The 20,262-nt window shown below is 34.4% G+C and carries 22 protein-coding genes; 12 read left to right on the top strand and 10 right to left on the bottom strand.

All coding sequences use genetic code 11. From position 1 onward, the window contains the following. Positions 1-68: 68 nt before the first annotated feature. Positions 69-389, top strand: a complete 321-nt coding sequence (locus BOQ64_RS18420; RefSeq protein ID WP_129057196.1) for a DUF962 domain-containing protein — start codon at positions 69-71, stop codon at positions 387-389. Positions 390-520: 131 nt separating this feature from the next. Here the strand turns inward: BOQ64_RS18420 and BOQ64_RS18415 are convergent, their stop codons facing one another. From BOQ64_RS18415 to BOQ64_RS18405, 3 genes are read right to left on the bottom strand one after another with little or no spacing between them, the layout of a single operon-like run. Then, a complete protein-coding gene (locus BOQ64_RS18415) occupies positions 521-988 on the bottom strand; it encodes a hypothetical protein (protein ID WP_129057195.1) in 468 nt (155 codons plus the stop codon). Between the two features lie 9 nt (positions 989-997). Continuing rightward, positions 998-1,456 (bottom strand): lipocalin family protein, encoded by a 459-nt coding sequence (locus BOQ64_RS18410; protein WP_129057194.1) that lies wholly within the window; start codon positions 1,454-1,456, stop codon positions 998-1,000. Beyond that, positions 1,453-2,259, bottom strand: a complete 807-nt coding sequence (locus tag BOQ64_RS18405; protein ID WP_129057193.1) for a hypothetical protein — start codon at positions 2,257-2,259, stop codon at positions 1,453-1,455. Before BOQ64_RS18405 ends, BOQ64_RS18410 begins: the two co-directional genes overlap by 4 nt. A gap of 293 nt (positions 2,260-2,552) precedes the next feature. Here BOQ64_RS18405 and BOQ64_RS24175 point away from each other — a divergent pair, with 293 nt between their 5' ends. Next, a complete protein-coding gene (locus tag BOQ64_RS24175) occupies positions 2,553-3,167 on the top strand; it encodes a DUF4377 domain-containing protein (protein ID WP_228448465.1) in 615 nt (204 codons plus the stop codon). 188 nt (positions 3,168-3,355) lie between these two features. Here the strand turns inward: BOQ64_RS24175 and BOQ64_RS18395 are convergent, their stop codons facing one another. Continuing rightward, positions 3,356-4,306, bottom strand: a complete 951-nt coding sequence (locus BOQ64_RS18395) for an SPFH domain-containing protein (RefSeq protein WP_129057192.1) — start codon at positions 4,304-4,306, stop codon at positions 3,356-3,358. Between the two features lie 162 nt (positions 4,307-4,468). Further along, positions 4,469-5,824, bottom strand: coding sequence for a deoxyguanosinetriphosphate triphosphohydrolase (locus tag BOQ64_RS18390; protein ID WP_129057645.1), 1,356 nt, complete (start codon positions 5,822-5,824; stop codon positions 4,469-4,471). Positions 5,825-5,985: 161 nt separating this feature from the next. Between BOQ64_RS18390 and BOQ64_RS18385 the strand changes: the two genes are divergently transcribed. Both BOQ64_RS18385 and BOQ64_RS18380 read left to right on the top strand, forming a co-directional pair. Further along, entirely contained in the window at positions 5,986-6,612 is a 627-nt protein-coding gene (locus BOQ64_RS18385) for a class I SAM-dependent methyltransferase (RefSeq protein ID WP_129057191.1), read from the top strand. Positions 6,613-6,752: 140 nt separating this feature from the next. Then, a complete protein-coding gene (locus BOQ64_RS18380; RefSeq protein WP_129057190.1) occupies positions 6,753-7,361 on the top strand; it encodes a DapH/DapD/GlmU-related protein in 609 nt (202 codons plus the stop codon). Between the two features lie 123 nt (positions 7,362-7,484). On the opposite strand, the gene BOQ64_RS18375 is transcribed toward BOQ64_RS18380, so the two are convergent. Together BOQ64_RS18375 and BOQ64_RS18370 are read right to left on the bottom strand one after the other, a co-directional pair. Continuing rightward, positions 7,485-8,207, bottom strand: coding sequence for a LytR/AlgR family response regulator transcription factor (locus tag BOQ64_RS18375; RefSeq protein ID WP_129057189.1), 723 nt, complete (start codon positions 8,205-8,207; stop codon positions 7,485-7,487). A 355-nt stretch (positions 8,208-8,562) separates the two neighbouring features. Beyond that, a complete protein-coding gene (locus BOQ64_RS18370) occupies positions 8,563-9,282 on the bottom strand; it encodes a sensor histidine kinase (RefSeq protein WP_228448464.1) in 720 nt (239 codons plus the stop codon). Positions 9,283-9,539: 257 nt separating this feature from the next. Here BOQ64_RS18370 and BOQ64_RS18365 point away from each other — a divergent pair, with 257 nt between their 5' ends. Next, entirely contained in the window at positions 9,540-9,911 is a 372-nt protein-coding gene (locus BOQ64_RS18365) for a hypothetical protein (RefSeq protein ID WP_228448463.1), read from the top strand. A gap of 51 nt (positions 9,912-9,962) precedes the next feature. On the opposite strand, the gene BOQ64_RS18360 is transcribed toward BOQ64_RS18365, so the two are convergent. Continuing rightward, entirely contained in the window at positions 9,963-10,298 is a 336-nt protein-coding gene (locus BOQ64_RS18360) for a DMT family transporter (protein ID WP_129057187.1), read from the bottom strand. A 1,248-nt stretch (positions 10,299-11,546) separates the two neighbouring features. On the opposite strand from BOQ64_RS18360, the gene BOQ64_RS18355 reads away from it, so the two are divergent. The 6 genes from BOQ64_RS18355 to BOQ64_RS18335 all read left to right on the top strand — a co-directional run bounded on the left by BOQ64_RS18355 (position 11,547) and on the right by BOQ64_RS18335 (position 15,587). After that, positions 11,547-12,266, top strand: a complete 720-nt coding sequence (locus BOQ64_RS18355) for an AAA family ATPase (protein ID WP_129057186.1) — start codon at positions 11,547-11,549, stop codon at positions 12,264-12,266. Beyond that, entirely contained in the window at positions 12,263-13,012 is a 750-nt protein-coding gene (locus tag BOQ64_RS18350) for a YggS family pyridoxal phosphate-dependent enzyme (RefSeq protein WP_129057185.1), read from the top strand. Before BOQ64_RS18355 ends, BOQ64_RS18350 begins: the two co-directional genes overlap by 4 nt. Continuing rightward, complete coding sequence (locus BOQ64_RS18345; RefSeq protein WP_129057184.1) at positions 13,012-13,443, top strand: hypothetical protein; 432 nt, start codon at positions 13,012-13,014, stop codon at positions 13,441-13,443. Before BOQ64_RS18350 ends, BOQ64_RS18345 begins: the two co-directional genes overlap by 1 nt. Positions 13,444-13,535: 92 nt before the next feature. Further along, positions 13,536-13,709: a hypothetical protein gene (locus BOQ64_RS23205; protein WP_164975843.1), complete on the top strand. Its 174-nt coding sequence runs from the start codon at positions 13,536-13,538 to the stop codon at positions 13,707-13,709. A gap of 368 nt (positions 13,710-14,077) precedes the next feature. Next, positions 14,078-14,800: an ankyrin repeat domain-containing protein gene (locus BOQ64_RS18340; protein WP_129057183.1), complete on the top strand. Its 723-nt coding sequence runs from the start codon at positions 14,078-14,080 to the stop codon at positions 14,798-14,800. A gap of 4 nt (positions 14,801-14,804) precedes the next feature. Further along, entirely contained in the window at positions 14,805-15,587 is a 783-nt protein-coding gene (locus BOQ64_RS18335) for a hypothetical protein (RefSeq protein WP_129057182.1), read from the top strand. Between the two features lie 115 nt (positions 15,588-15,702). Here BOQ64_RS18335 and gcvP read toward each other — a convergent pair whose 3' ends face one another. Next, positions 15,703-18,561: an aminomethyl-transferring glycine dehydrogenase gene (gene gcvP, locus BOQ64_RS18330; protein WP_129057181.1), complete on the bottom strand. Its 2,859-nt coding sequence runs from the start codon at positions 18,559-18,561 to the stop codon at positions 15,703-15,705. Positions 18,562-19,102: 541 nt separating this feature from the next. On the opposite strand from gcvP, the gene BOQ64_RS23200 reads away from it, so the two are divergent. Continuing rightward, positions 19,103-19,255, top strand: a complete 153-nt coding sequence (locus BOQ64_RS23200; protein ID WP_164465368.1) for a hypothetical protein — start codon at positions 19,103-19,105, stop codon at positions 19,253-19,255. On the opposite strand, the gene BOQ64_RS18325 is transcribed toward BOQ64_RS23200, so the two are convergent. Continuing rightward, on the bottom strand, positions 19,252-19,899 hold the full coding sequence (locus BOQ64_RS18325; protein WP_129057180.1) for a J domain-containing protein: 648 nt from the start codon (positions 19,897-19,899) through the stop codon (positions 19,252-19,254). The genes BOQ64_RS23200 and BOQ64_RS18325 overlap by 4 nt on opposite strands. Positions 19,900-20,262: the final 363 nt, after the last annotated feature.

The raw sequence follows: 20,262 nt of genomic DNA, 5'->3' as shown, positions 1-20,262 counted from the left end.
TATACCTGATTTTAAAAGCGGCAGAATTATTGCTGTAAACCCAACAGAACCAACAAACTAACACCACCATGTCTGAAAGAATCAAAACATACAGGGAGTTCTACCAGTTTTATCTTACGGAACACAGTAAAACAGGAACCCGAATTTTTCACTTTATCGGCACACTGCTTATATTTGTTGTCATAGGATATGTTATCAGCTCAGGAAAAGAGAGATTCCTATGGTATATTCCGATTGTGGGATACGGATTCGCCTGGTTTAGCCATGCGGTTATTGAAAGAAACAGACCCGCCACGTTTAAATATCCATTATGGTCACTCATCTCTGATTTCAGACTCTTTTTTGAGCTATTAATTGGCAGACAAAAGTTTACAGGAATAGCCAGCTAAATTCAAAACCATTAAGCAGAATGAAGATGATACGAATATTTAAGGCCAACTTCGTTTTAAGTACGAATGTTATTCCTTATTGTCTTGAACTAACTCATCACCTATTTAAATGGGAAACCATTAGACATAGGTTAATTTTCTTCAGCCAGATCTGGATTTTTAGTTACAGTTATTTTTCTTATCCAATACCCTAAAGATGGAAGAATAAAAGATAATAATACCGGTAATAGTAATGCAAAACCTGTTTTATCCAGATTCACAATCAAAGGAAACAGATAGCCATTATAAACTATTAAAGCCAGAGTAAAAATAAAACTGTCATTCCCTACGGTTGAAAAAAGATTAAAATCATTTCCAAACTGGTCGAACAACCCAGACATAACAAAAAATAAAACATTTACAAAAAACATCCAAAGGACGGATCTGTAAGTCATGTTTTTCTTTGCATTCAGATACCCACCCAAGATTAGAAAAAATGACATTATCGCAGAAATTGTATAATTTACAGGGCTAATATCTACCTCACTTCCACTTTTCCCAAAGAAATAGATGGCATACACCAACAAATTCAGGAGATAAATAACAGTAACATAATTCATAGGCTTCTCTTAATAAACAGATTCTACAATATTATAATGAACAGTATTTAATATCTTTTCCAGCTCTGGATCATTATCTTTAACCGGAACAGGAATATAGCTTGAGAAAGTCATCGTATTATCTTTATTGAAAGTAACAATAACCTCTTCCAGAATAGTTTTGTCATCCACAAAAAACTGAATCCTATTGTCTATGATCTTCCAGAAAGAAAGTCTTGGCTCCGATGGTATACAGTCTCCCACTTGTCCTTCTATATAATTATACACCGCAAAACCATCTTCCCTGATAGCATAATTTCTCATCAGTCTGCAATTATCAAAGTCTTTAACAACTTTCTTTTTTCCTTCATAAAATCCGGATTCTTTCAGTTTCCAGAATCCTATAACATCTTCTTTTTTAAGTTTCTGTGCACTCACTAAAGAGGCAAAAACCAAAGCGGACGAAAACAACAATCTCTTCTTCATCATTTTTTCTTTTTCTTTTTAACAGCAGGACTTTTAGGAGCTTTATCCATTTCTTCACCCACTTCTATAAGCCCCATAGACATCATAGAGGCCGGATCACCATGCTTCTCGCCTTCTTTCCAGGTTTCAAAAGCCTTTTCACGAAGTCCTAAAAGGTGATAATAAGCTCCCAGAACATTATACCCTTCCATTTCTCCAAGGTTTATCGTTTTTTGGGAAAGTTCTATGAGCTCCGGATGGGGTTTCAACTTCTTATCTTTGATTTTTTCCAAATCTCCAAAAAATCCGGGAGTGTACTCCATCATCTTTAATCCAAAAGCGTTGAGACAGGCCTTAGCCAACCCTTGATTACAAAAATCTTCACTAATTTTGGTATAATCATTTGTATTGGAAAACAGAGCATCCAATCCTGACATATTTTTCGTCTTATCATAATACCCAGCCAATAAAGCTGCTCTTTTCTGAGCTTCTACAGGATTTACTCTGTTATTAACTTCAGTACTGTCTTTTTTACGAATCCAGATTCCGTTTTTCACCCAATTTGAAATACCAATTAGCTTATCTTTTTTAATCTTAAAAATAAATACATCTTTATCCGGAATCACGATTAGGCTATCATTTCTGGTAAAATAATAACTGCTTTTAAAACCATCCACAATTTTACCATTTCCGTCAAAATTGAAACTTTTATAAAAAGTCTCATTTCCCTGTTCTTCAAAATAGCCCTGCAATGCATTGTCCACTTTTTGAGCAGACGCATTACCAGTTATAAAAACCGCAGAAACTAATACTATTAATTTTTTCATCAATTCAAATTCTTTCTCTTCTCTTTTCTTTTCTACAAAATGCAAACTCTATAATGCCTCAAGTTTTGTTTTAAAACAAAATCCAACTCAGAGCTTTTTGCATTGTTTACAGTTTCCTGGTTTCCAATATTTCTCACTTCATTTCCCTCTATTTAAAAGATTATTTCCTCTACCGTTATTTATTGAACCCGTCAAATTAAATGATTAAAAAACTAAAAAACAATAGCTGAAATCCGCTAATTCATAAAAATTTCGGCATGGTAATTGCGAGGTATGGTTTCAAAATCAAGTTTATGAAAAGTATAGCAACAATTCTAAAAGGGGCAGCACCCGCATTAGCATTATTCGCAATGACGCAGTGTACAACAACAGCTGGAGTATCCGCTGGAGATGAAAAAACTTTCATCGTAGGACCACAAACAGCAGACTGTACAGGAGTAGCTCCTATGAAATGTTTGCAGGTAAAAGAAAAGGCTTCAGAAGACTGGACAAATTTTTACACAAACATCGAAGGATTTACTTATGAACCAGGGTATGAATATGTTTTAAAGGTAAAAACAGAAAAAATTGCTAACCCACCGGCAGATGCTTCTTCCATTAAATACACATTGGTAAAGCAGGTGTCTAAAACTAAAAAAGATGTGGCTGTAGCAGGTGAAAAAACACTTATCGTGGGAGCAGAAACGGTAGACTGTTCTGCTGGAGCAGGCCGTATGAAGTGTCTACAGGTAAAAGAAAATGCTTCTGAAAACTGGAGTAATTTCTACAGCAATATTGAAGGGTTCACTTATGAGCCGGGTTACGAATATGTTTTAAAAGTAAAAACAGAAAAAATCGCTAATCCACCGGCAGATGCCTCTTCAATTAAATATACATTGGTAGAGCAGGTTTCTAAAACAAAGAAATAAAATAAAAAAGCTTCAGAAATTTCTGAAGCTTTTTTATTTGGTTAGGAGATTTGAAGATGGATACTGGAAGTTATTGTAGACCGTAAATTTATCTTTATTCGCTCGTATCAATGTTAGAGTCCAACAAGTATTATAAAAAGATTTCCATCTTTATTTTCGACTACCAGAACTCCCCTTTTCCGGCTTCCCTACTCCCTATCTCTTGAATACCCCTGGTCTTTTGGGGGTTCAGGGTACTTTCCTTTACTAGCTTCTCCTACGGTATTGGCTGTCGTCATAGCAACCACAAGATCATTCAGCATTCCGCTCGCTGCTGTTGGGGAATTAGGAAGAAGGACAAGATTACTTCTGTTGCTTGCTCCTACTGAATGTAAAGTATCATAATGCTGAGTCACAACAATAAGAGCTGATGCTTCATGAGAATTAATGTCTACATTATTCAGCATTCTCACAGATTCTTCAAGTCCTTTTGCAATTTCTCTCCTTTGATCTGCAATCCCTTGTCCTTGTAACTTCTTGGATTCTGCTTCTGCCTTTGCAACGGCTACAATTCGGATTCTTTGTGCTTCGGATTCATATTCTGCGGCAGTTTTTTCTCTTTCCGCAGCATTGATTCTGTTCATGGCATGTTTTACCTGCTCGTCTGGATCAATATCTGTTACCAAAGCTTTGATAATATCATATCCATAACTGTTCATTGCTTCCTGAAGTTCACTTTTCACTGCGACTGCAACATCATCTTTTCTTACAAAAACATCATCCAGTTTCAGTTTAGGAACTTCGGCACGTACAACGTCAAAAACAAAAGAAGTAATTTGATTTTCCGGATTTTCCAGTCGGTAGTATGCATCTCCTACCTGGCTTCTGATCACCTGATACTGAACGGAGATTTTCATCCTGATGAATACGTTATCAAGAGTTTTGGTATCAATCATCACATCCAACTGCTGAATTCTAAGATTTAACCTTTTCGCAATCTGATCTATAATTGGAAGTTTGAGATGAAGTCCTGAATGCTTTACAGCCTGGAATTTTCCAAAGCGTTCAATGATTGCTGCCGTTTCCTGCTTAACCACAAAAAACGATGCAAATAAAATAATAAGCCCGAAGATAATAACGGGAGCCAGAAAAATACCCATAGTTTAGTTTTTATATTGATTCTTATAAAGATAGAAATAATATTTAAACTGGAGTAAATTTATAGGTAAGGAAGTTTGAGGCTGAAAGCTGTAAGTAATTGAAGTGTGAAGCAGTAACTTCCTAAATCCTTTCTTCCAGCTTCCAGCCTCTATGTAATAGGCTTATACCGTCATTCCGATATCAATTCCTTTAATTTTTCTGTAAAGGTCTGTGGCATAATTATCTGTCATTCCGGAAACAAAATCTATGATTCCCAGAACTTTCTGATAATCTGTTCCGTTTTCATAGACAAATTGTCTTGGAAGAAGCTTTAATGCTTTTTTATCGTAAGATTTTCTCTCCTCTTCCGGTTTCATAATAGAAGGAATGAAATGATCCAGCAATTCATACATTACATTATAACCTGCATTTTCAATTTCTACAACGGCTTTATGGTTGTAGATCTTTTCCACGGAAAAGCTTTCAATATCTTGTAATGCTTTATTTTCTTTTTTATAGATGTCAAGTAAACCGTTTTTGAGATTCCCCTTAAGAATCGTTTCAAAGTTATACTTATACATCTCAATAGATTTATTGATTAAAGCATTGATTACTTTAGCTCTTAAATAAGAAATCTGTTCGTTTTCATTAGAAATCGAGCTTAGCTTTGTCTCAATCCTCTGAACATCATCTGTTTCAGATTTCACCAGCTCAAAAAACAGGTTTTTACAGTCTGCTGTTGAAACGATTCCCAATCTGTGGGCATCTTCCATATCAATAATGTTATAGCAGATATCATCGGCAGCTTCTACCAACCATACAAAAGGATGTCTTTTGAAAATATGAGGTTCTTCACATTCTGAAATAAGTTGGGTCCCTTTTGCAATTTCAAGGAAAATATCTTTTTCATTCTGGAAAAATCCGAATTTTTTACGGTGGATAATTCCTTTTTTCTTTGCTACAGCTTCACATGGGTATTTTGCAATACTTGCCAGGGTAGAAAAGGTAAGTTGAATTCCGCCGGCATCTTTTCCCTGCTGCTGCTGAGCCAATACTCTGATGGCATTGGCATTTCCTTCAAAATTAACCAGATCAGCCCATTCTTTTTCGTTGAATTTGGACTTCAGGTCTTTTTCGTTTCTTTCAAAATAACTTGCAATAGCGTCTTCTCCCGAATGTCCAAAAGCGGGATTTCCCACATCATGGCAAAGACATGCCGCAGCAATTACGTTTCCTAAATTATATAGATAAAAATTCTTAGAATCTTCAGTTAGATCATTTTTATAGTCCTCAGCAATGAATTCACCAATAATACTTCCTAAACTTCTTCCTACGGATGACACTTCCAGGGAATGCGTCAGCCTGTTGTGCACAAAAACACTTCCGGGAAGCGGAAAAACCTGGGTTTTATTCTGCAGTCTTCTGAATGCAGAAGAGAAGATAATTCTGTCGAAATCCCTTTGAAAATCAGTTCTTGAAGCCTTAGTATTTGGATTGTTTCCTGTACGTTGATTGGTGAAAATCTGGTTTAAATTCATCATTTTTCAAAATTACTCCAAATTTTAATTGTATGGAATAGTAATCAGATATTTCTTAGACAGACATCATCATTCAAAAAATCTATTATTATCAAAGTTTTTTCCGTTGATTACTGCAGGTAAAAAGACCTTACATTTGATCCCATTAAAAACTATAAAAAATGAAAGACAGCACATGGCTTGATAAGTGGAACGAAAGATACACCCACGAGGAGTTTGTATATGGAACTGCTCCCAATAATTATCTGGAAGAACAGCTTAAAAAATTAACTCCGGGAACGATTCTTTTTCCTGCCGATGGTGAAGGAAGAAATTCTGTCTATGCAGCATTACAAGGCTGGAATACTTCATCTTTTGATATCAGTGAGCAGGGCAGGCAGAAGGCTTTACAACTTGCAGAACAGAATGGTGTAACCATCGATTATCAGGTAGGTGAATTACAGACTTTGAATTATCATGAACAACAGTTTGATGCGATCGCTCTTATCTACGCTCATTTTCCGGGCGACATTAAATCATCAATTCATCAAATGCTTGATCAATACGTTCGTAAAGGCGGCTTTATTATTTTCGAAGCTTTCAGTAAAAAGCATCTTGATTATGTCACCAAAAATGAAAAAGTAGGTGGACCGAGAGAGATTAAGGATCTATTTTCTATTGAAGAAATTAAAGCTGATTTTCCCAACTACTCCATTGTAGAACTTCAGGAAGTAGAAATTGAGCTTGAGGAAGGCTTATTTCACAACGGAACGGGTTCTGTGATCCGTTTTGTAGGACAAAAGCAATAAAGATCATTAATACCAGGTTTTGGCTAAAGCCGGATAAATTTGATCTTATATAGTTTGAGTGGGCTAAAGCCCACTCCTATTGATACAGCCAAGCAAATATTGAAATTTAACTGCAACATTATCTATAAAAAACATTAAAAATGATTGTCATCAACCATTTCATTGATTCTTTTTCTTCGTTCATTCCGGATCAAAATATTCAGCCCTGGGAAGTCATTAAGACGCTTGAAGATATAATGGATCGTAAGCTCAGTCATCTAACTGATGATTTTGTCATACAGGAATCCTGTGCTATTCACAAAACAGTTATTGTGGAACAGAATGTGACTTTCAAAGGCCTGGTTATTATTGATGAAGGAGCTTTTATTGGAGCTAATGCTTATATAAGAGGCCCTGTTTATATCGGAAAGAATGTAAAAATTGGACCGGGAAGTGAAATCAAACAAAGCATAATCTTCGATGAAACAGCTGTTGCCCATTTTAATTATATCGGGAACAGCATTATTGGATGCAGAGTAAATTTTGAGGCTGGATCCATTTGTGCTAATCATTATAATGAAAGGAAAGACAAAGAAATATCAGTACTTTTCAATGCTAAAATTATTAAAACAGGAACTCAAAAGTTTGGGTCATTGGTGGGCGATGATTCAAAAATCGGTGCCAATGCTGTTTTATCTCCCGGAACTTTATTAGCAAAAGAAAGCATTGTAAAAAGACTTGAACTGGTAGAACAACTCCCAAAAACATAAATATTTTGAGAGAAGTGGATTCAATACTTATTTTAGGTGTCAGTTAAAGCCCACTCCTATTGATGTTGATATGTGTATGAATGATAAATGCTGAACAATTATATCATTCATTACTTATAAAAATTAGTCTCCACCTAAAAGTCCACCCGCATATTTTGTAAAAAACTCGGTTTTATACACTTCTCCTATAGGAATTTCTGCTTCTTCAATGTATATATTGTGGTTATCAAATGAATCAATATAATCTGCATTCACTACATATGATTTACTCACCCGGATGAAGTTTTCTCCTGAAATTTTCTGATGAATTGTTTTTAGATTCATAGCTGTAATGAGCTTTTGCTGTTTGGTATGAATCACTACATAATCTTTCAATCCTTCTATAAATTTAATATCTGAAAAACTGATCTTGTAAAATCTCCGGTCTGCTTTAATGAATAAAAAGTCAGCAGTATTGGATTCTACAGTATTTTTTATGGTATCATTAGAGAGGAGTTCGGTATATAAAACGGCCTTATTGATAGCTTTTTCAAGTCTTTGTGGGTCAATGGGTTTTAAAAGATAATCTACAGCTTCCAGCTCATAACTTTTCAAAGCATATTGGGAATAAGCTGTGGTAAAGATAATCAGCGATCTTTTGGGAAGCATTTCTACAAATTCTAATCCCGTTACCATCGGCATTTCAATATCAAGAAAAATAAGATCTACCTCATTATCTTTAAAAAAATCCAGTGCAGAGGGAGCATTGGAAAACTCACCTAAAATATCTATGTTTGACGTTTCACTAATAAGCGAACGCATTTCTGCTCTTGCCAGAGGTTCATCATCAACAATAATACAATTCATTATACAGGAATTTTTAAATGGACAATATATTCTTTAGGTTCCGAAGTTATTTTCAGGTCAAAGGTATCAGTATAGAGCAATTCCAGCCTTCTTTTAATATTGGCAAGACCTAATCCGCTGTTTTTCTTATCTGAAATAAAATAATCAGGATCCCGGGAATTGATACACTTAAAATAGAGATTCTGACCTTCAATACTGATATTTATTTTTACATAGGATTCTTTCCCACTTATATCAACACTATGTTTTACAGCATTTTCTACAAAAGTAGTAAACAGGTTTGGAGGAATAAAGGTAGTATTAATCGTCCTGTTCCCTGCTTCTGTCTGAATATCAAAGGTAAAATTTTCCCTTCTTATTTTTCAAGGTTTAAAAAATTGGACAGGAAATCAATTTCTGAAGTTAATAATGTTTTCTCCACACTGTTCTCATAAAGCTGGTACCTGAGGAACTCTGAAAGTTTAACAATCACTACTGAAGCTTTTGCAGGATCCGTTCTGATGAGTGCTTTTACATTATTCAGCATATTGAACAAAAAATGAGGATTGATCTGGTTTCTGAGTTCATTAAGTTCCATTTGCATGGTCAGATTACTCAGTTCATTGATTCTTTGATTATCTTTAATCCATTTCTGCAACAACTTAACTGTGGTGGTAGTAAATATAATTGGAATGCACATCAATACTCCTTCATAAACACTTCCTTTTTCAGTCTCTCTGTGAATATTTTCAACTCTGAAATCAGCAAAAACCGACCTGAAACCAAATCCTATAATATTAATTCCTATTACTCCCATAATGACAAGAAGTACTAAATAGGCAATATATCTTGTTGTAAAGAAAAGCTTTGGTACCAGGATATAAATATTAATATAGATCATGGTAATTAGGATTGAGTATACAAAGACCAGTACATACAACTGATGTATTCCTGAAAATGACTGCCAGAACCTGCCACTATACAGCCAAAGGAAAAAAGAGATCAGAAACAGCAGGTGCCTGGCGTATTTGTAACGGTCTTCCACCAGGAAGTCCATTGCAAGGGTTTCTTTAAAATGCCATAACCTATATTTCATATTTTTGGATTAATATCTAAATACAAAAATAGACAATCCCTTAGCTTATACCTATAATATTATACGAAACCCATACTTTATTATACCAATTATATCTTCTGTATCCTGATCGGATTTCGTATAAAATACCGGCGGTTTTGTATAAAAAAATATCAAGGCAACCTTATTCTTTTTTTCTTTGCAACCTTTAATTAATGCATATGGAATTAGCAGTTTTTCAAGAATTAACCGAGGAGATCACATCAGAATGTTTTTTTATGACAGCCTCACAACAAGAGGAAAAAGTAATACAGCTTATCGACCTTCATCATTTTATAGAATGCTTTGACTCTAATATTAAAATTCTCAATTACATTCAACATCCTATTAATATTATAGAACAAAATGGAATGAAGAAAGGAGTTCTTTTTTATAATCTGAAGCATTCATCCTTTATAGACTGTAATGCAGCTGAAGAATTCAAAAGAAGACATCAACTTTCTGAACTCTGGTTTGTGTTTGTGGAAGAAGAAACGGTAACCAATACCACTTATCACACAGATTTTATCATCGAAAACAGTCTGGAAATTTTCTATGACCATATTTTTCTGTTTCAGTTTTTCCAATCTGATATAAAGAAATTAAAATAGATAACAATCTAAAAACAAGTCATAAATATTAACAGATCGTATCGTTACCTATTAATGGGTTCCCATTTTTGAAAATACATTAATCACAATCACTCCAATAATAATAAGGGCTATTCCAATAATAGCGGGAAGATCCGGAACCTGTTTAAAGGCCACCACTCCAATTATTGTGATAAAGACAATTCCTACTCCAGACCAGATAGCATAAGTAATCCCTACTGGAATCTGACGAAGGCTTAAACTTAAAAAATAAAAGGCGCAGGCATATCCTATTACAGTAACAGCGGATGGTAACAGTTTAGAAAACTCTTCTGATTTCTTCAGAAAGGTAGTCGCTATGATTTCAAATACAATAGCTAAAGCCAAAAAAAGATAACTGCGTCCCATAAAGTATTATTTCTACAAAAATAACAAAACCTCTACCCTGTTCCCAAAAAGTTATCTCATAACTTCCTTTTTACCTTCACGAAACAAACAATTTTCCATTTATGACGTACTAAGAATGTCATAGAATCTGACACCTGACAAAAAATATCCAACGTAAAAACTACCGGTAAAAATAAATTTTCTTAACATAGAAGTTACTTTCCTGCTGAAATTTTACACTTCAACTTTTCATTTTTTCTCAGTATTATGCAGAGCATTACTTATTGTTTGTTTTATCAAGTCTAATATATAAGACTGAAAACGGTTAACATTTTCATACATTTTTAAAGACAGAACAATAAATATATTAACAAATTCATAATAACACATTAACAAAACATAAACTTAAAATCTCTTAAATTTTAAATAAAACACCCTTAACACACTGATATACATCATAGTGTTTTACTTTGGCACGTGATTTGAAAGCTGTAATATTGCAATTGAAAGATTGATAAAAAAAGTCAAATAATTAAAAATAATACAAATGGTAACTTATATCGGTATCGCAACATGTTTAGTAGTATTCTCATCATATTTCATGACAGTAAGAAGAGAAAGAAACTAATCATTAAAATAAATAAGCCTATAGCAAAACTATACTAATTATATTGTTTTATGTTTTTACTCTGAGAAATCAGACTGCTCTTTTACCAGTGAGGTAAAAGGGCCCAAAAACATAACAAAAAGATCTTAGTTTCATAACAAATTTTAATATCCAATGATGAATCCGGGCATTAGTCCGGATTTATTTTTTTACAGATACCTAGAACCTGTTACCAAGGTTGATGACAAAAAGCTTTCAGTTATCTTAAAGAAAAATATCATTGACTTTTGTAAGCTTAACATCTTTTTTCAAACGCAAAGTTCTAATGGTTCTTGCGTTTTACTTTAGGGAGCTAAGATGACTGCTCCGCAGCAGAAGAAGCTATATGGATATGCAGATGCTTAGAAAGAATCAATTCATTGATTCCCTCTTTGCTCACTTATAAATATAACGTTATAATCATAAAAACTTTGCGTCAAATTTCATTCTCGTTGAACCAAAATACCATTACATTCACCCCCCTTCTTTACCACCTCATACAAATTATACTCATTCTCCATTAATTTTCTCTACTGGCCTAGCTGTTTATTCCTATTCAGGATGTTTTCTCTCATTTAATAAAGCCTTATCTTTGTTAGATTCAAGAACCATTAATAGTCATCATGAATCTGTACAACCTCATTATTCAAGATAAAGAACAAGTAAGCCTTAACGATGTATTTCTCAATAAAAATAACAGAGATCAACTTGTACAGCTCATTAAGGAACATACCTACAGCAAAGAACTTCAGGAATACGGCCTTCCGGTGAATCATAAAATACTACTTCAGGGAAGCTCAGGATGCGGGAAAACCATGACTGCAAAAGCCATTGCTAATGCTCTTGGAAAAAATATTATCATTTTAAACTTAAGCAATATTGTTTCCTCCAGAATTGGAGAAACCTCCCAGAATATCAAAATGATTTTTGATAAGGCAGCCAGAGAAAGATCTGTTCTTTTCCTTGATGAGCTGGACCAGATCGGAAAAGCAAGAGGAAGCGACGATAAAGATGTGGGTGAAATGAGAAGATTAGTAAACACCTTACTTCAGCTTATTGATTATTACCCTGAAAATGCACTGTTACTGTGCGCTACCAATCATCCGGAAATTATTGATACGGCTCTATTGAGACGTTTCCAGCTTAGAATCAATTACGAAATGCCTTCTACTGAGTTTCTGGATACCTTCTATGACACCTTACTTAGCCAATTCCCGGAAGATATGAGAACGATTGAGAGGAAGTATTCCATTTCTTTTGCAGAAGCTAAGGATCATGCTTTAACAGCTGTAAAAACTGCTTTAATTCAAAAACTGGAAGCTAAAGAACCTGTACAGTCATGAAAGAAGACATCCTTCACAACCTGAGAATCATCAATAACCGGATTCAAAATGCCTGCGAAAAAGCAGGAAGAAATCCTGATGAGGTTAAACTTTTACTGGCCACCAAAACGGTTTCCGCAGAACGCATTAAAATTGCCCTGGAAAACGGCCAAACCTTGATTGCAGAAAATAAAGTACAAGAACTGAAGGAGAAATATGAAGAATTGAAAGACACTTTTCACAATAATCACTTTATTGGCCATCTTCAGACCAATAAAGTTAAAGATATTCTGAAATATGATGTCACCTGTATTCAGTCACTTGATCGTCTGGAACTGGCAGAAAAACTGCACCAGAGACTTTCTGCTGAGAACAGAACTATTGAAGTTTTGGTCCAGGTAAATACTTCCAATGAGGAAAGTAAGTTTGGAGTGGAACCCAATGAGGCTATTGAATTAACCCGAAAGGTTTCAGAGTTTTCTACATTAAAGATAAAAGGCTTGATGACCATTGGCCTGTTCAGTGCAGAAACTGAAAAGGTAAGATCCTGTTTTAAAATTCTTAAAAAACTTCAACGGGAAATCATCCAGGAAAATATTCCTAATGTGGAAATGAATGAACTTTCTATGGGAATGAGTGGAGACCTTGAAACAGCCATAGAAGAAGGCGCTACCATTGTACGTGTTGGTACGGCTGTATTTGGAACAAGAATCTATCCGGATAGTTATTATTGGGATGAAGGAAACAATAATAAGGCGAAAAAATAATGTTCTATACATTTACCATTAAGATAAAAGAAGGAAAAACTTTCAAAAATGTTACCGATACTGTGCGTGATTCATTTATTGAAAGAGAAATGCATGATATAAAAATCCAGGGTAATCACATAACAGGAAAAGATGATCTGATAAAACTGGACTTTTCAAGCAGATATCCTATCACCATATCTCCAGCTAAGGAACATTTTATTTATGACGAAAATACCAGAATTCTGACGTACAAAATTGGAGCATTCTACCCCATTTTCTTCAATTTAATATACGCGGGGGTACTTTTTCTCATTCTTCATTTTCTTGTACAACATTGGATTATAGAACTGGTTGTACCCAGTATATTTTTTATTCTGATAACCATCGCAGGCTATGCTCAATACCAAATGACAATAGATAAAATCTCAAGAAAAATAAATGAAGATTAAGTACAACAAATAATAAAAGTCAACTTACATATAGTCTACAAAATCGGTATACTTTTTGATTATAAAACATTAATAACCAAATAAATGCAATTATGATTAGAAAATTACTTTCGGGCTGTCTGTTATTGACAGTATTATTCTTTTATTCTTGTGAAAAAGAAAACACACAGATGAAAAGTGGAATCTCCATTGAAACCATTTCAATGATCACCGTACTTACTATGGGAGTAGCCATTCTGGTAGCCTACAGCTATAAGAGAAGATAAAAAATAAATATAACACAGAAGCCTCTCAATTTTTGGGAGGTTTCTTTATATAGTTAACGTTACAGAAAAGCATTTAATTATTGAGACTGCTTCGCTATGACGATAAACAAAAATCCCTCTCATTACTGAAAGAGATTTATTATATCTGAAAAAGGTCTGATTACATATAACCTTCAATAAACTTAAGTATATACTAAGTTTCTGTCTCTGTAAGCTTTGTCTGCCCTTGATACAGAAGCGAAGAATTTGTGGTCTCTTACCCGCTATAGATTACATTCTATAATAAAATTACCATAAAAATCTCAAGAGAGTTACTTCTAAAGATATTATTATATATTTGATCCTTTATTAAAAATAACTTATACAACATGAAAACAAAAAGCATCTTTATTGCTTTATCATTATTAGCGTTTAGCTCCGTATACTCACAGAAACTTATCAAAGCTATTGAAGCTCAGAATTTCGAAAAAGTAGCAAGCCTTATTGAAAAAGGTGAAAACGTAAATAAAAAACAGGGAGAATACGAATTAACTCCTCTATTTGCTGCCTCTGGAACTGGAAATTTAAAACTAGTTGAACTTCTGATTAACAAAGGAGCTAATGTCAATACCCAATTGAAAAGCAAAAGTACAGCATTACATATGGTAGCCCAGGAAGGATTCATTAGTATTGCAGATTTGTTATTAAAAAACAAAGCCAATCCTAATTTAAAAGATATAAACGGATGGACTCCTCTTACTTTTGCAGCCAGAAACGGCAAATTAGATATTGTGAAAATGCTTGTAGAAAACGAAGCTGAAGTGGATGCTATTGCTGCAGATCATTCAACTCCATTTTGTATAGCAGTATCCAGAAACTATCTTGATATTGCAGAATTTCTTGCTCAAAAAGGAGCCAACATTAATAATCTGGATAGCGATAATGAAACACCAATCATGTACTGTGCTCAAGCTGGTAATGTGAAAGGTGTACAGTTGCTTTTACAATATAAACCTGATTTAACTATCAAAAATAAGGATGGCAAGACAGCCTTGCAAATAGCTAAGGAAAAAGGTAATGCTGAAGTAATAAAATTACTTGAAAACATTTAAGCTAATGAAAATTTCTTCTACCCTCTTAATCATTTTAATATCAATAACAGGATTTGCCCAAAACACATCTGATAAGAAGTTTGATCAAGAAGCTTTTGAGTATTTAGACAAAACTACTGAAAAAGAATCTGCATCATTAGAAACTTTCCTATTTTATTCTAAACCGTTTTCTAAATGGGATATACGACCATTGGAAGAAAAACAAGTTCGGGCATTGGATTCAATATATTCATCCAGTCAGATTCCTAATTTCATTTGGGGTGCATTTTCCAACAAATATGAACTTCCTGAAAAAGTGGCGATGAATAAACCCAATATATTTTTAAATGAAGGAATTAATGCTCAAAGCAACTGGAATTCCCATTTTAAAAAGAATATTAAGATATTTAATACACTCTCTGAATACATTTTAAAATCACCACATAAAATTTACCTTAACCAAAGTACCATTCAAAGAATTGATGATATTTATAAAGAAAACAATGTTTTTTGGAGCTATCTCATCAATAAAAATTCTCCTTATCCTATTTCACCAGAAATAACGATTAAAAATAAAATAAAATTTTCAAATGAAGATATTGAAATACTCAGTCTAATCAAGAAATTAAATTTCTATTGTGCCATCAGAACAAACAAAGGAATATTTTATATCATAGATGGATTTACAGATAATTCATATGGCATTTATTACAGTTCAAAAAATGAAATGGAACAAGACAATCATCTTTTTCAAATCATGAAATACGAACCACTCGATAAGCAGTATTTCTATTTTATAGCAAATTAAAACACAAAATATCGTTCGAAATCTTCAATTCTATAAAAACTAAAACTTACAATATTTAAAACAAAAATCCCTCTCATCACTGAAAGGGATTTGTTATATCTAGAAAAAATTCTAATTACATATAAGCTTCAATAGGCTCACAAGTACATACTAAGTTTCTGTCTCCGTAAGCTTCATCTACTCTTGATACAGAAGCGAAGAATTTGTGGTCTCTTACCCACTCTAATGGATAAGCTGCCTTTTCTCTGCTGTATGGTTTATCCCAAGAATCAGAGATTACCAATTGTTCTGTGTGAGGAGCGTTTTTCAATACGTTGTTTGCCGGATCTGCTTCTCCGTTTGCAATCTCATCAATTTCCTGCTTGATAGAGATTAAAGCTTCTGCAAAACGATCAATTTCTGCTTTGCTTTCAGATTCTGTAGGCTCAATCATTAATGTTCCTGCTACCGGGAAAGAAACTGTAGGAGCATGGAACCCGTAGTCCATTAATCTCTTCGCTACATCAGCCACTTCAATTCCTAAAGATTTGAACTGACGGAAATCTACGATACATTCGTGAGCTACTCTTCCGTTTTCGTTTGAATACAAGATTGGGAAATGCTCAGCTAAGATTTCTTTCAGGTAGTTAGCATTCATGATCGCGTGACCAGTAGCTTTTTTCAATCCGTCTGTTCCTAGCATCTTGATGTAAGCATAAGAAATGTTCAGGATCAACCCAGAACCGTAAGGTGCTGCAGAAATACCATCAATAGCCTCTTTAGCTCCGATTTTGATGTTTGCATTAGAAGGAAGGAATGGTACTAAGTGTTTAGCCACACAGATTGGACCTACTCCAGGACCTCCACCTCCGTGAGGAATTGCAAAAGTCTTGTGAAGATTTAAGTGACAAACGTCTGCTCCAATGTTTCCTGGACTTGTAAATCCTACCTGAGCGTTCATGTTGGCACCATCCATGTAAACCTGTCCTCCGTGCTCGTGGATTAAGTTTGTAATTTCCTTGATGTTAGCATCAAAGAATCCGTAAGTAGAAGGATATGTAATCATTACAGCAGATAAGTTTGCTGAATGTAATTCTGTTTTAGCTTTTAGATCTTCAAAGTCGATTTCCCCGTTTTCAAGGTTTTTAACGACTACGATTTTCATTCCTGCCATGGCAGCAGAAGCCGGGTTAGTTCCGTGTGCAGACTGAGGAATCAATACTACATTTCTGTGGTGATCTCCTCTTGAGATATGGTATTCTCTGATTACCATTAATCCTGCATATTCTCCCTGAGCTCCAGAGTTTGGCTGTAATGAAGTTCCAGCAAAACCAGTGATTTCAGCAAGGTCTTTTTCAAGCTCTGCAATCATCTGCTGATATCCTCCAGCCTGATCTACCGGTACAAATGGGTGTACACTACCCCAATCTGCCCATGAAAGCGGCAACATTTCAGTAGCTGCGTTCAATTTCATTGTACAAGATCCTAAAGAGATCATTGAGTGTGTCAATGATAAATCTTTTCTCTCAAGACGCTTGATATAACGCATCAATTCTGTTTCTGTATGATATCTGTTGAATACCTCTTCTGTAAGAATCTGATCTTTTCTAAGATTTTCTTCAGGAATACTGTATCCTTCTTTGATTTCTAATTTGAAAGTCTGTTTGTCTTTAAACTGAGCGAAAGAAGCCATCAGATAGTTTAATTTCTCTAATGTAGTACTTTCGTTGATCGCAATACTTACTACGCCTTCTGTGAAGTAGTTAAGGTTAAGTCTGTGATCCAGCATCAGTCTTACTAATTTTGCTTTCTCATCTTCAGCCATTGTAATTTTCACGGTATCAAAGATTGGCTCTTCTACTACCTGATAACCCAATGCTGCAAGACCTCCTTTTAAAGCATTTGCTTTAAAGTGAATTTGGTCAGCAATATAGTTTAATCCCTTTGGACCGTGGTAAACAGCATACATACCAGCCATTACTGCCAAAAGAACCTGAGCAGTACAGATATTGGAAGTTGCCTTCTCTCTCTTAATGTGCTGTTCTCTTGTCTGTAACGCCATTCTTAATGCACGTTTTCCATACATATCCTGAGAAACCCCAATGATTCTTCCAGGAATATCTCTTTTATATTCTTCTCTACAAGCAAAGAATGCTGCGTGAGGACCTCCGTATCCTAATGGAATACCAAATCTCTGAGAAGTACCTACTGCACAGTCAGCACCCATTTCAGCCGGTGACTTTAATTTCACCAATGCCATTGGATCACATGCAACAGCTACCTGAAGGTCTAATTTTTTGTATTCTACAATATTTTCTGTATAATCCAGAACAATTCCGTTTTTACCAGGATATTGTAATAAAACACCATAATAAGATGCATCAAATGCATGTGTTTTGTGGTCTCCTACAACAACTTCAATTCCTAATCCTTCTGCCTTAGTTTTCAATACAGAGATTGTCTGAGGCAATACAAGGTCAGAGATGAAGAATTTATTAGCATCTGCTTTTTTCTGATCTTTAGTTCTGTTGTTGAAGAACATGTGCATAGCTTCAGCAGCAGCAGTAGATTCATCTAACAAAGAAGCGTTAGCAAGACCAAACCCTGTAAGGTCACACACTACAGTCTGGAAGTTAAGAAGCGCTTCTAATCTTCCCTGTGCAATTTCAGCCTGATATGGCGTATATGCAGTATACCAGCTTGGGTTTTCAAAGATATTTCTCTGGATTGCTGATGGTAAAAGTGTATTGTGGTATCCGAAACCAATATAACTTGTATAATCGGTATTTTTTGATGCCAGCTCTTTAGAGTGGTTTAGCATTTCGTATTCCGAAAGTGCATCTGAGATCTCAAGATCTTTTTCTAAACGGATAGAAGAAGGAATGGTCTGAGAAATTAACTCTTCAATACTAGAAACGCCAAGTTTTTCCAACATCGCCTGTTTATCGGCTTCATTTAAGGAAATGTGACGGCTCACAAACTGTTCTGTATTCATTTTTATTTATTAGATTTTGTTTGTAAAAAGATGGGTAAAATTACAATTTTTTACATGATTGTACAACAGTCTAAATCCATTGATAATTCACTAATCTGTTCAGTTATTACAACACACTTCGCTTTTACCAATCGTTAATCCAAGTTTCATTTGTTTTAAACACTAATTATATTGATTTTATAAATTATAATCAACGATACTATGAATTTATTATGAATAAAATAATACTGTAATCCTTAAAAATTGAATCATTTCGCCAAAAATCTCAGATCTGATGAGGAAAGACCGTGAAATAAATACATTTTTCAAGCCGGCTTCCTGATTTCATTGGGGGTATACTGAAGCCTATTAAACTTTCATCATTTATATTTCAATAAAAAGGGCTTTCACTCACAAAACCGGTAAATCTCTATGATACTTCAGATACTTTTTTAACGCTTTTCAGTTGTATAAAAAGAGAGACAGACTGCTATTCATCAGGTTTAAAGAATTTTATGAAATTTTATTAATTATATTTATTCTAAATTAATATATTTGCAGCATGAATATGATTGTCCCATTTAAAGTTCCGCCTTTGGCACCTGTGTATGCATTCAACAATGAAGAGATGTTCTGTGAAAAGAAATCTTGCTGCAAGAAGTTCAAGAAAGGGAAAAGATGTAAAAAGTGCCCGGGAAGGAAGAAAATGGCTTAAAACAATTCCTTAACCAGGAAATATAAGGCAACAGCCAAAATTATAACTCCCCAAAACAACATAACAATTTTAGGCTGACCCGTTTTGTTCACTACCGTACTGGGCTGTGGTCTAAACATTTCATCTACTGTATTTTTGAATTTTTCAGTATCATTTTCAAAAACCTCAGTGATCGTAATTCCCTGTACTACAGTTTTATGTAATAATGAATTGGTTGCATGAAGCAATAGCTGGAATTTTCCATCCTTAAATTCTGTGATCTTAAAGATCCTTTCTCCATAAGGTTTCTCTAGCCCAAAAGGCAGAACCTTTACTACATCAGCATTGCTTGTCTGCCAGCTGATGATAATCTCCTCTCCTTTCTTCGCGTGGATTTTATTCGCTGTAAAAGTTTTAATAGCAGGTGGAATATTATACCTGAAGCTTCTCTGATGACTTTCTAAATTCTGATCATAAGATTTTCTCCTCGAAGGATCACTCAATGTTTCATATGCTTCCTGAATTTCACGAAAACGGTCTGCAAAAAAATCGTCGTTATCATTTTTATCGGGATGGTATTTCAGGGAAAGCTTTCGATATGCTTTTTTGATGTCTTCATCTGAAGCATCCTGAGATATACCGAGAAAATAGTAGTAGTCTTTCATTGAGCAGTACAAAAATAGGGATTTATTTTTCTTTTTGCTTTGTGTTTATTGGAAAATAGCCACTGTTTCAAAGTTTAATCTAAAGTGTTGGAAAAACGCAATGGCGCAAAGAATATTGAAAGACTATATGCTTTAAGGCGCAAGGATTTTATCTGCGATAAAATTGAATGCCAATAAAATAGGTTTTAATTGGCCACGAATGCACGAATTCTTTTATTTATTCATTTTTCATGGTAAAAAATAGGTGTATTCATTTTCTACAGATTGGTTAGCTTCCTTATACATTTAAATATATGCCTTGTGTCTTTTGTATATTTTAAATCAATGATTCTACCACTAAGAAAATTCTTTAGTTAGACACTA

The organism is Chryseobacterium sp. CH25 (assembly GCF_004119455.1).
Taxonomy (GTDB): Bacteria; Bacteroidota; Bacteroidia; order Flavobacteriales; family Weeksellaceae; genus Chryseobacterium.
The sequence above is the reverse complement of the archived record's forward strand: the minus strand, read 5'-3'. Positions and strand labels throughout refer to the sequence as shown.

Bases quoted from the DNA above. Each gene is read 5' to 3' on its own strand.
- BOQ64_RS18420 (WP_129057196.1), top strand. From the start codon at position 69: ATGTCTGAAAGAATCAAAACATACAGGGAGTTCTACCAGTTTTATCTT.
- BOQ64_RS18415 (WP_129057195.1), bottom strand. From the start codon at position 988: ATGAATTATGTTACTGTTATTTATCTCCTGAATTTGTTGGTGTATGCC.
- BOQ64_RS18410 (WP_129057194.1), bottom strand. From the start codon at position 1,456: ATGATGAAGAAGAGATTGTTGTTTTCGTCCGCTTTGGTTTTTGCCTCT.
- BOQ64_RS18405 (WP_129057193.1), bottom strand. From the start codon at position 2,259: ATGAAAAAATTAATAGTATTAGTTTCTGCGGTTTTTATAACTGGTAAT.
- BOQ64_RS24175 (WP_228448465.1), top strand. From the start codon at position 2,553: ATGAAAAGTATAGCAACAATTCTAAAAGGGGCAGCACCCGCATTAGCA.
- BOQ64_RS18395 (WP_129057192.1), bottom strand. From the start codon at position 4,306: ATGGGTATTTTTCTGGCTCCCGTTATTATCTTCGGGCTTATTATTTTA.
- BOQ64_RS18390 (WP_129057645.1), bottom strand. From the start codon at position 5,824: ATGAATTTAAACCAGATTTTCACCAATCAACGTACAGGAAACAATCCA.
- BOQ64_RS18385 (WP_129057191.1), top strand. From the start codon at position 5,986: ATGAAAGACAGCACATGGCTTGATAAGTGGAACGAAAGATACACCCAC.
- BOQ64_RS18380 (WP_129057190.1), top strand. From the start codon at position 6,753: ATGATTGTCATCAACCATTTCATTGATTCTTTTTCTTCGTTCATTCCG.
- BOQ64_RS18375 (WP_129057189.1), bottom strand. From the start codon at position 8,207: ATGAATTGTATTATTGTTGATGATGAACCTCTGGCAAGAGCAGAAATG.
- BOQ64_RS18370 (WP_228448464.1), bottom strand. From the start codon at position 9,282: ATGAAATATAGGTTATGGCATTTTAAAGAAACCCTTGCAATGGACTTC.
- BOQ64_RS18365 (WP_228448463.1), top strand. From the start codon at position 9,540: ATGACAGCCTCACAACAAGAGGAAAAAGTAATACAGCTTATCGACCTT.
- BOQ64_RS18360 (WP_129057187.1), bottom strand. From the start codon at position 10,298: ATGGGACGCAGTTATCTTTTTTTGGCTTTAGCTATTGTATTTGAAATC.
- BOQ64_RS18355 (WP_129057186.1), top strand. From the start codon at position 11,547: ATGAATCTGTACAACCTCATTATTCAAGATAAAGAACAAGTAAGCCTT.
- BOQ64_RS18350 (WP_129057185.1), top strand. From the start codon at position 12,263: ATGAAAGAAGACATCCTTCACAACCTGAGAATCATCAATAACCGGATT.
- BOQ64_RS18345 (WP_129057184.1), top strand. From the start codon at position 13,012: ATGTTCTATACATTTACCATTAAGATAAAAGAAGGAAAAACTTTCAAA.
- BOQ64_RS23205 (WP_164975843.1), top strand. From the start codon at position 13,536: ATGATTAGAAAATTACTTTCGGGCTGTCTGTTATTGACAGTATTATTC.
- BOQ64_RS18340 (WP_129057183.1), top strand. From the start codon at position 14,078: ATGAAAACAAAAAGCATCTTTATTGCTTTATCATTATTAGCGTTTAGC.
- BOQ64_RS18335 (WP_129057182.1), top strand. From the start codon at position 14,805: ATGAAAATTTCTTCTACCCTCTTAATCATTTTAATATCAATAACAGGA.
- gcvP (WP_129057181.1), bottom strand. From the start codon at position 18,561: ATGAATACAGAACAGTTTGTGAGCCGTCACATTTCCTTAAATGAAGCC.
- BOQ64_RS23200 (WP_164465368.1), top strand. From the start codon at position 19,103: ATGAATATGATTGTCCCATTTAAAGTTCCGCCTTTGGCACCTGTGTAT.
- BOQ64_RS18325 (WP_129057180.1), bottom strand. From the start codon at position 19,899: ATGAAAGACTACTACTATTTTCTCGGTATATCTCAGGATGCTTCAGAT.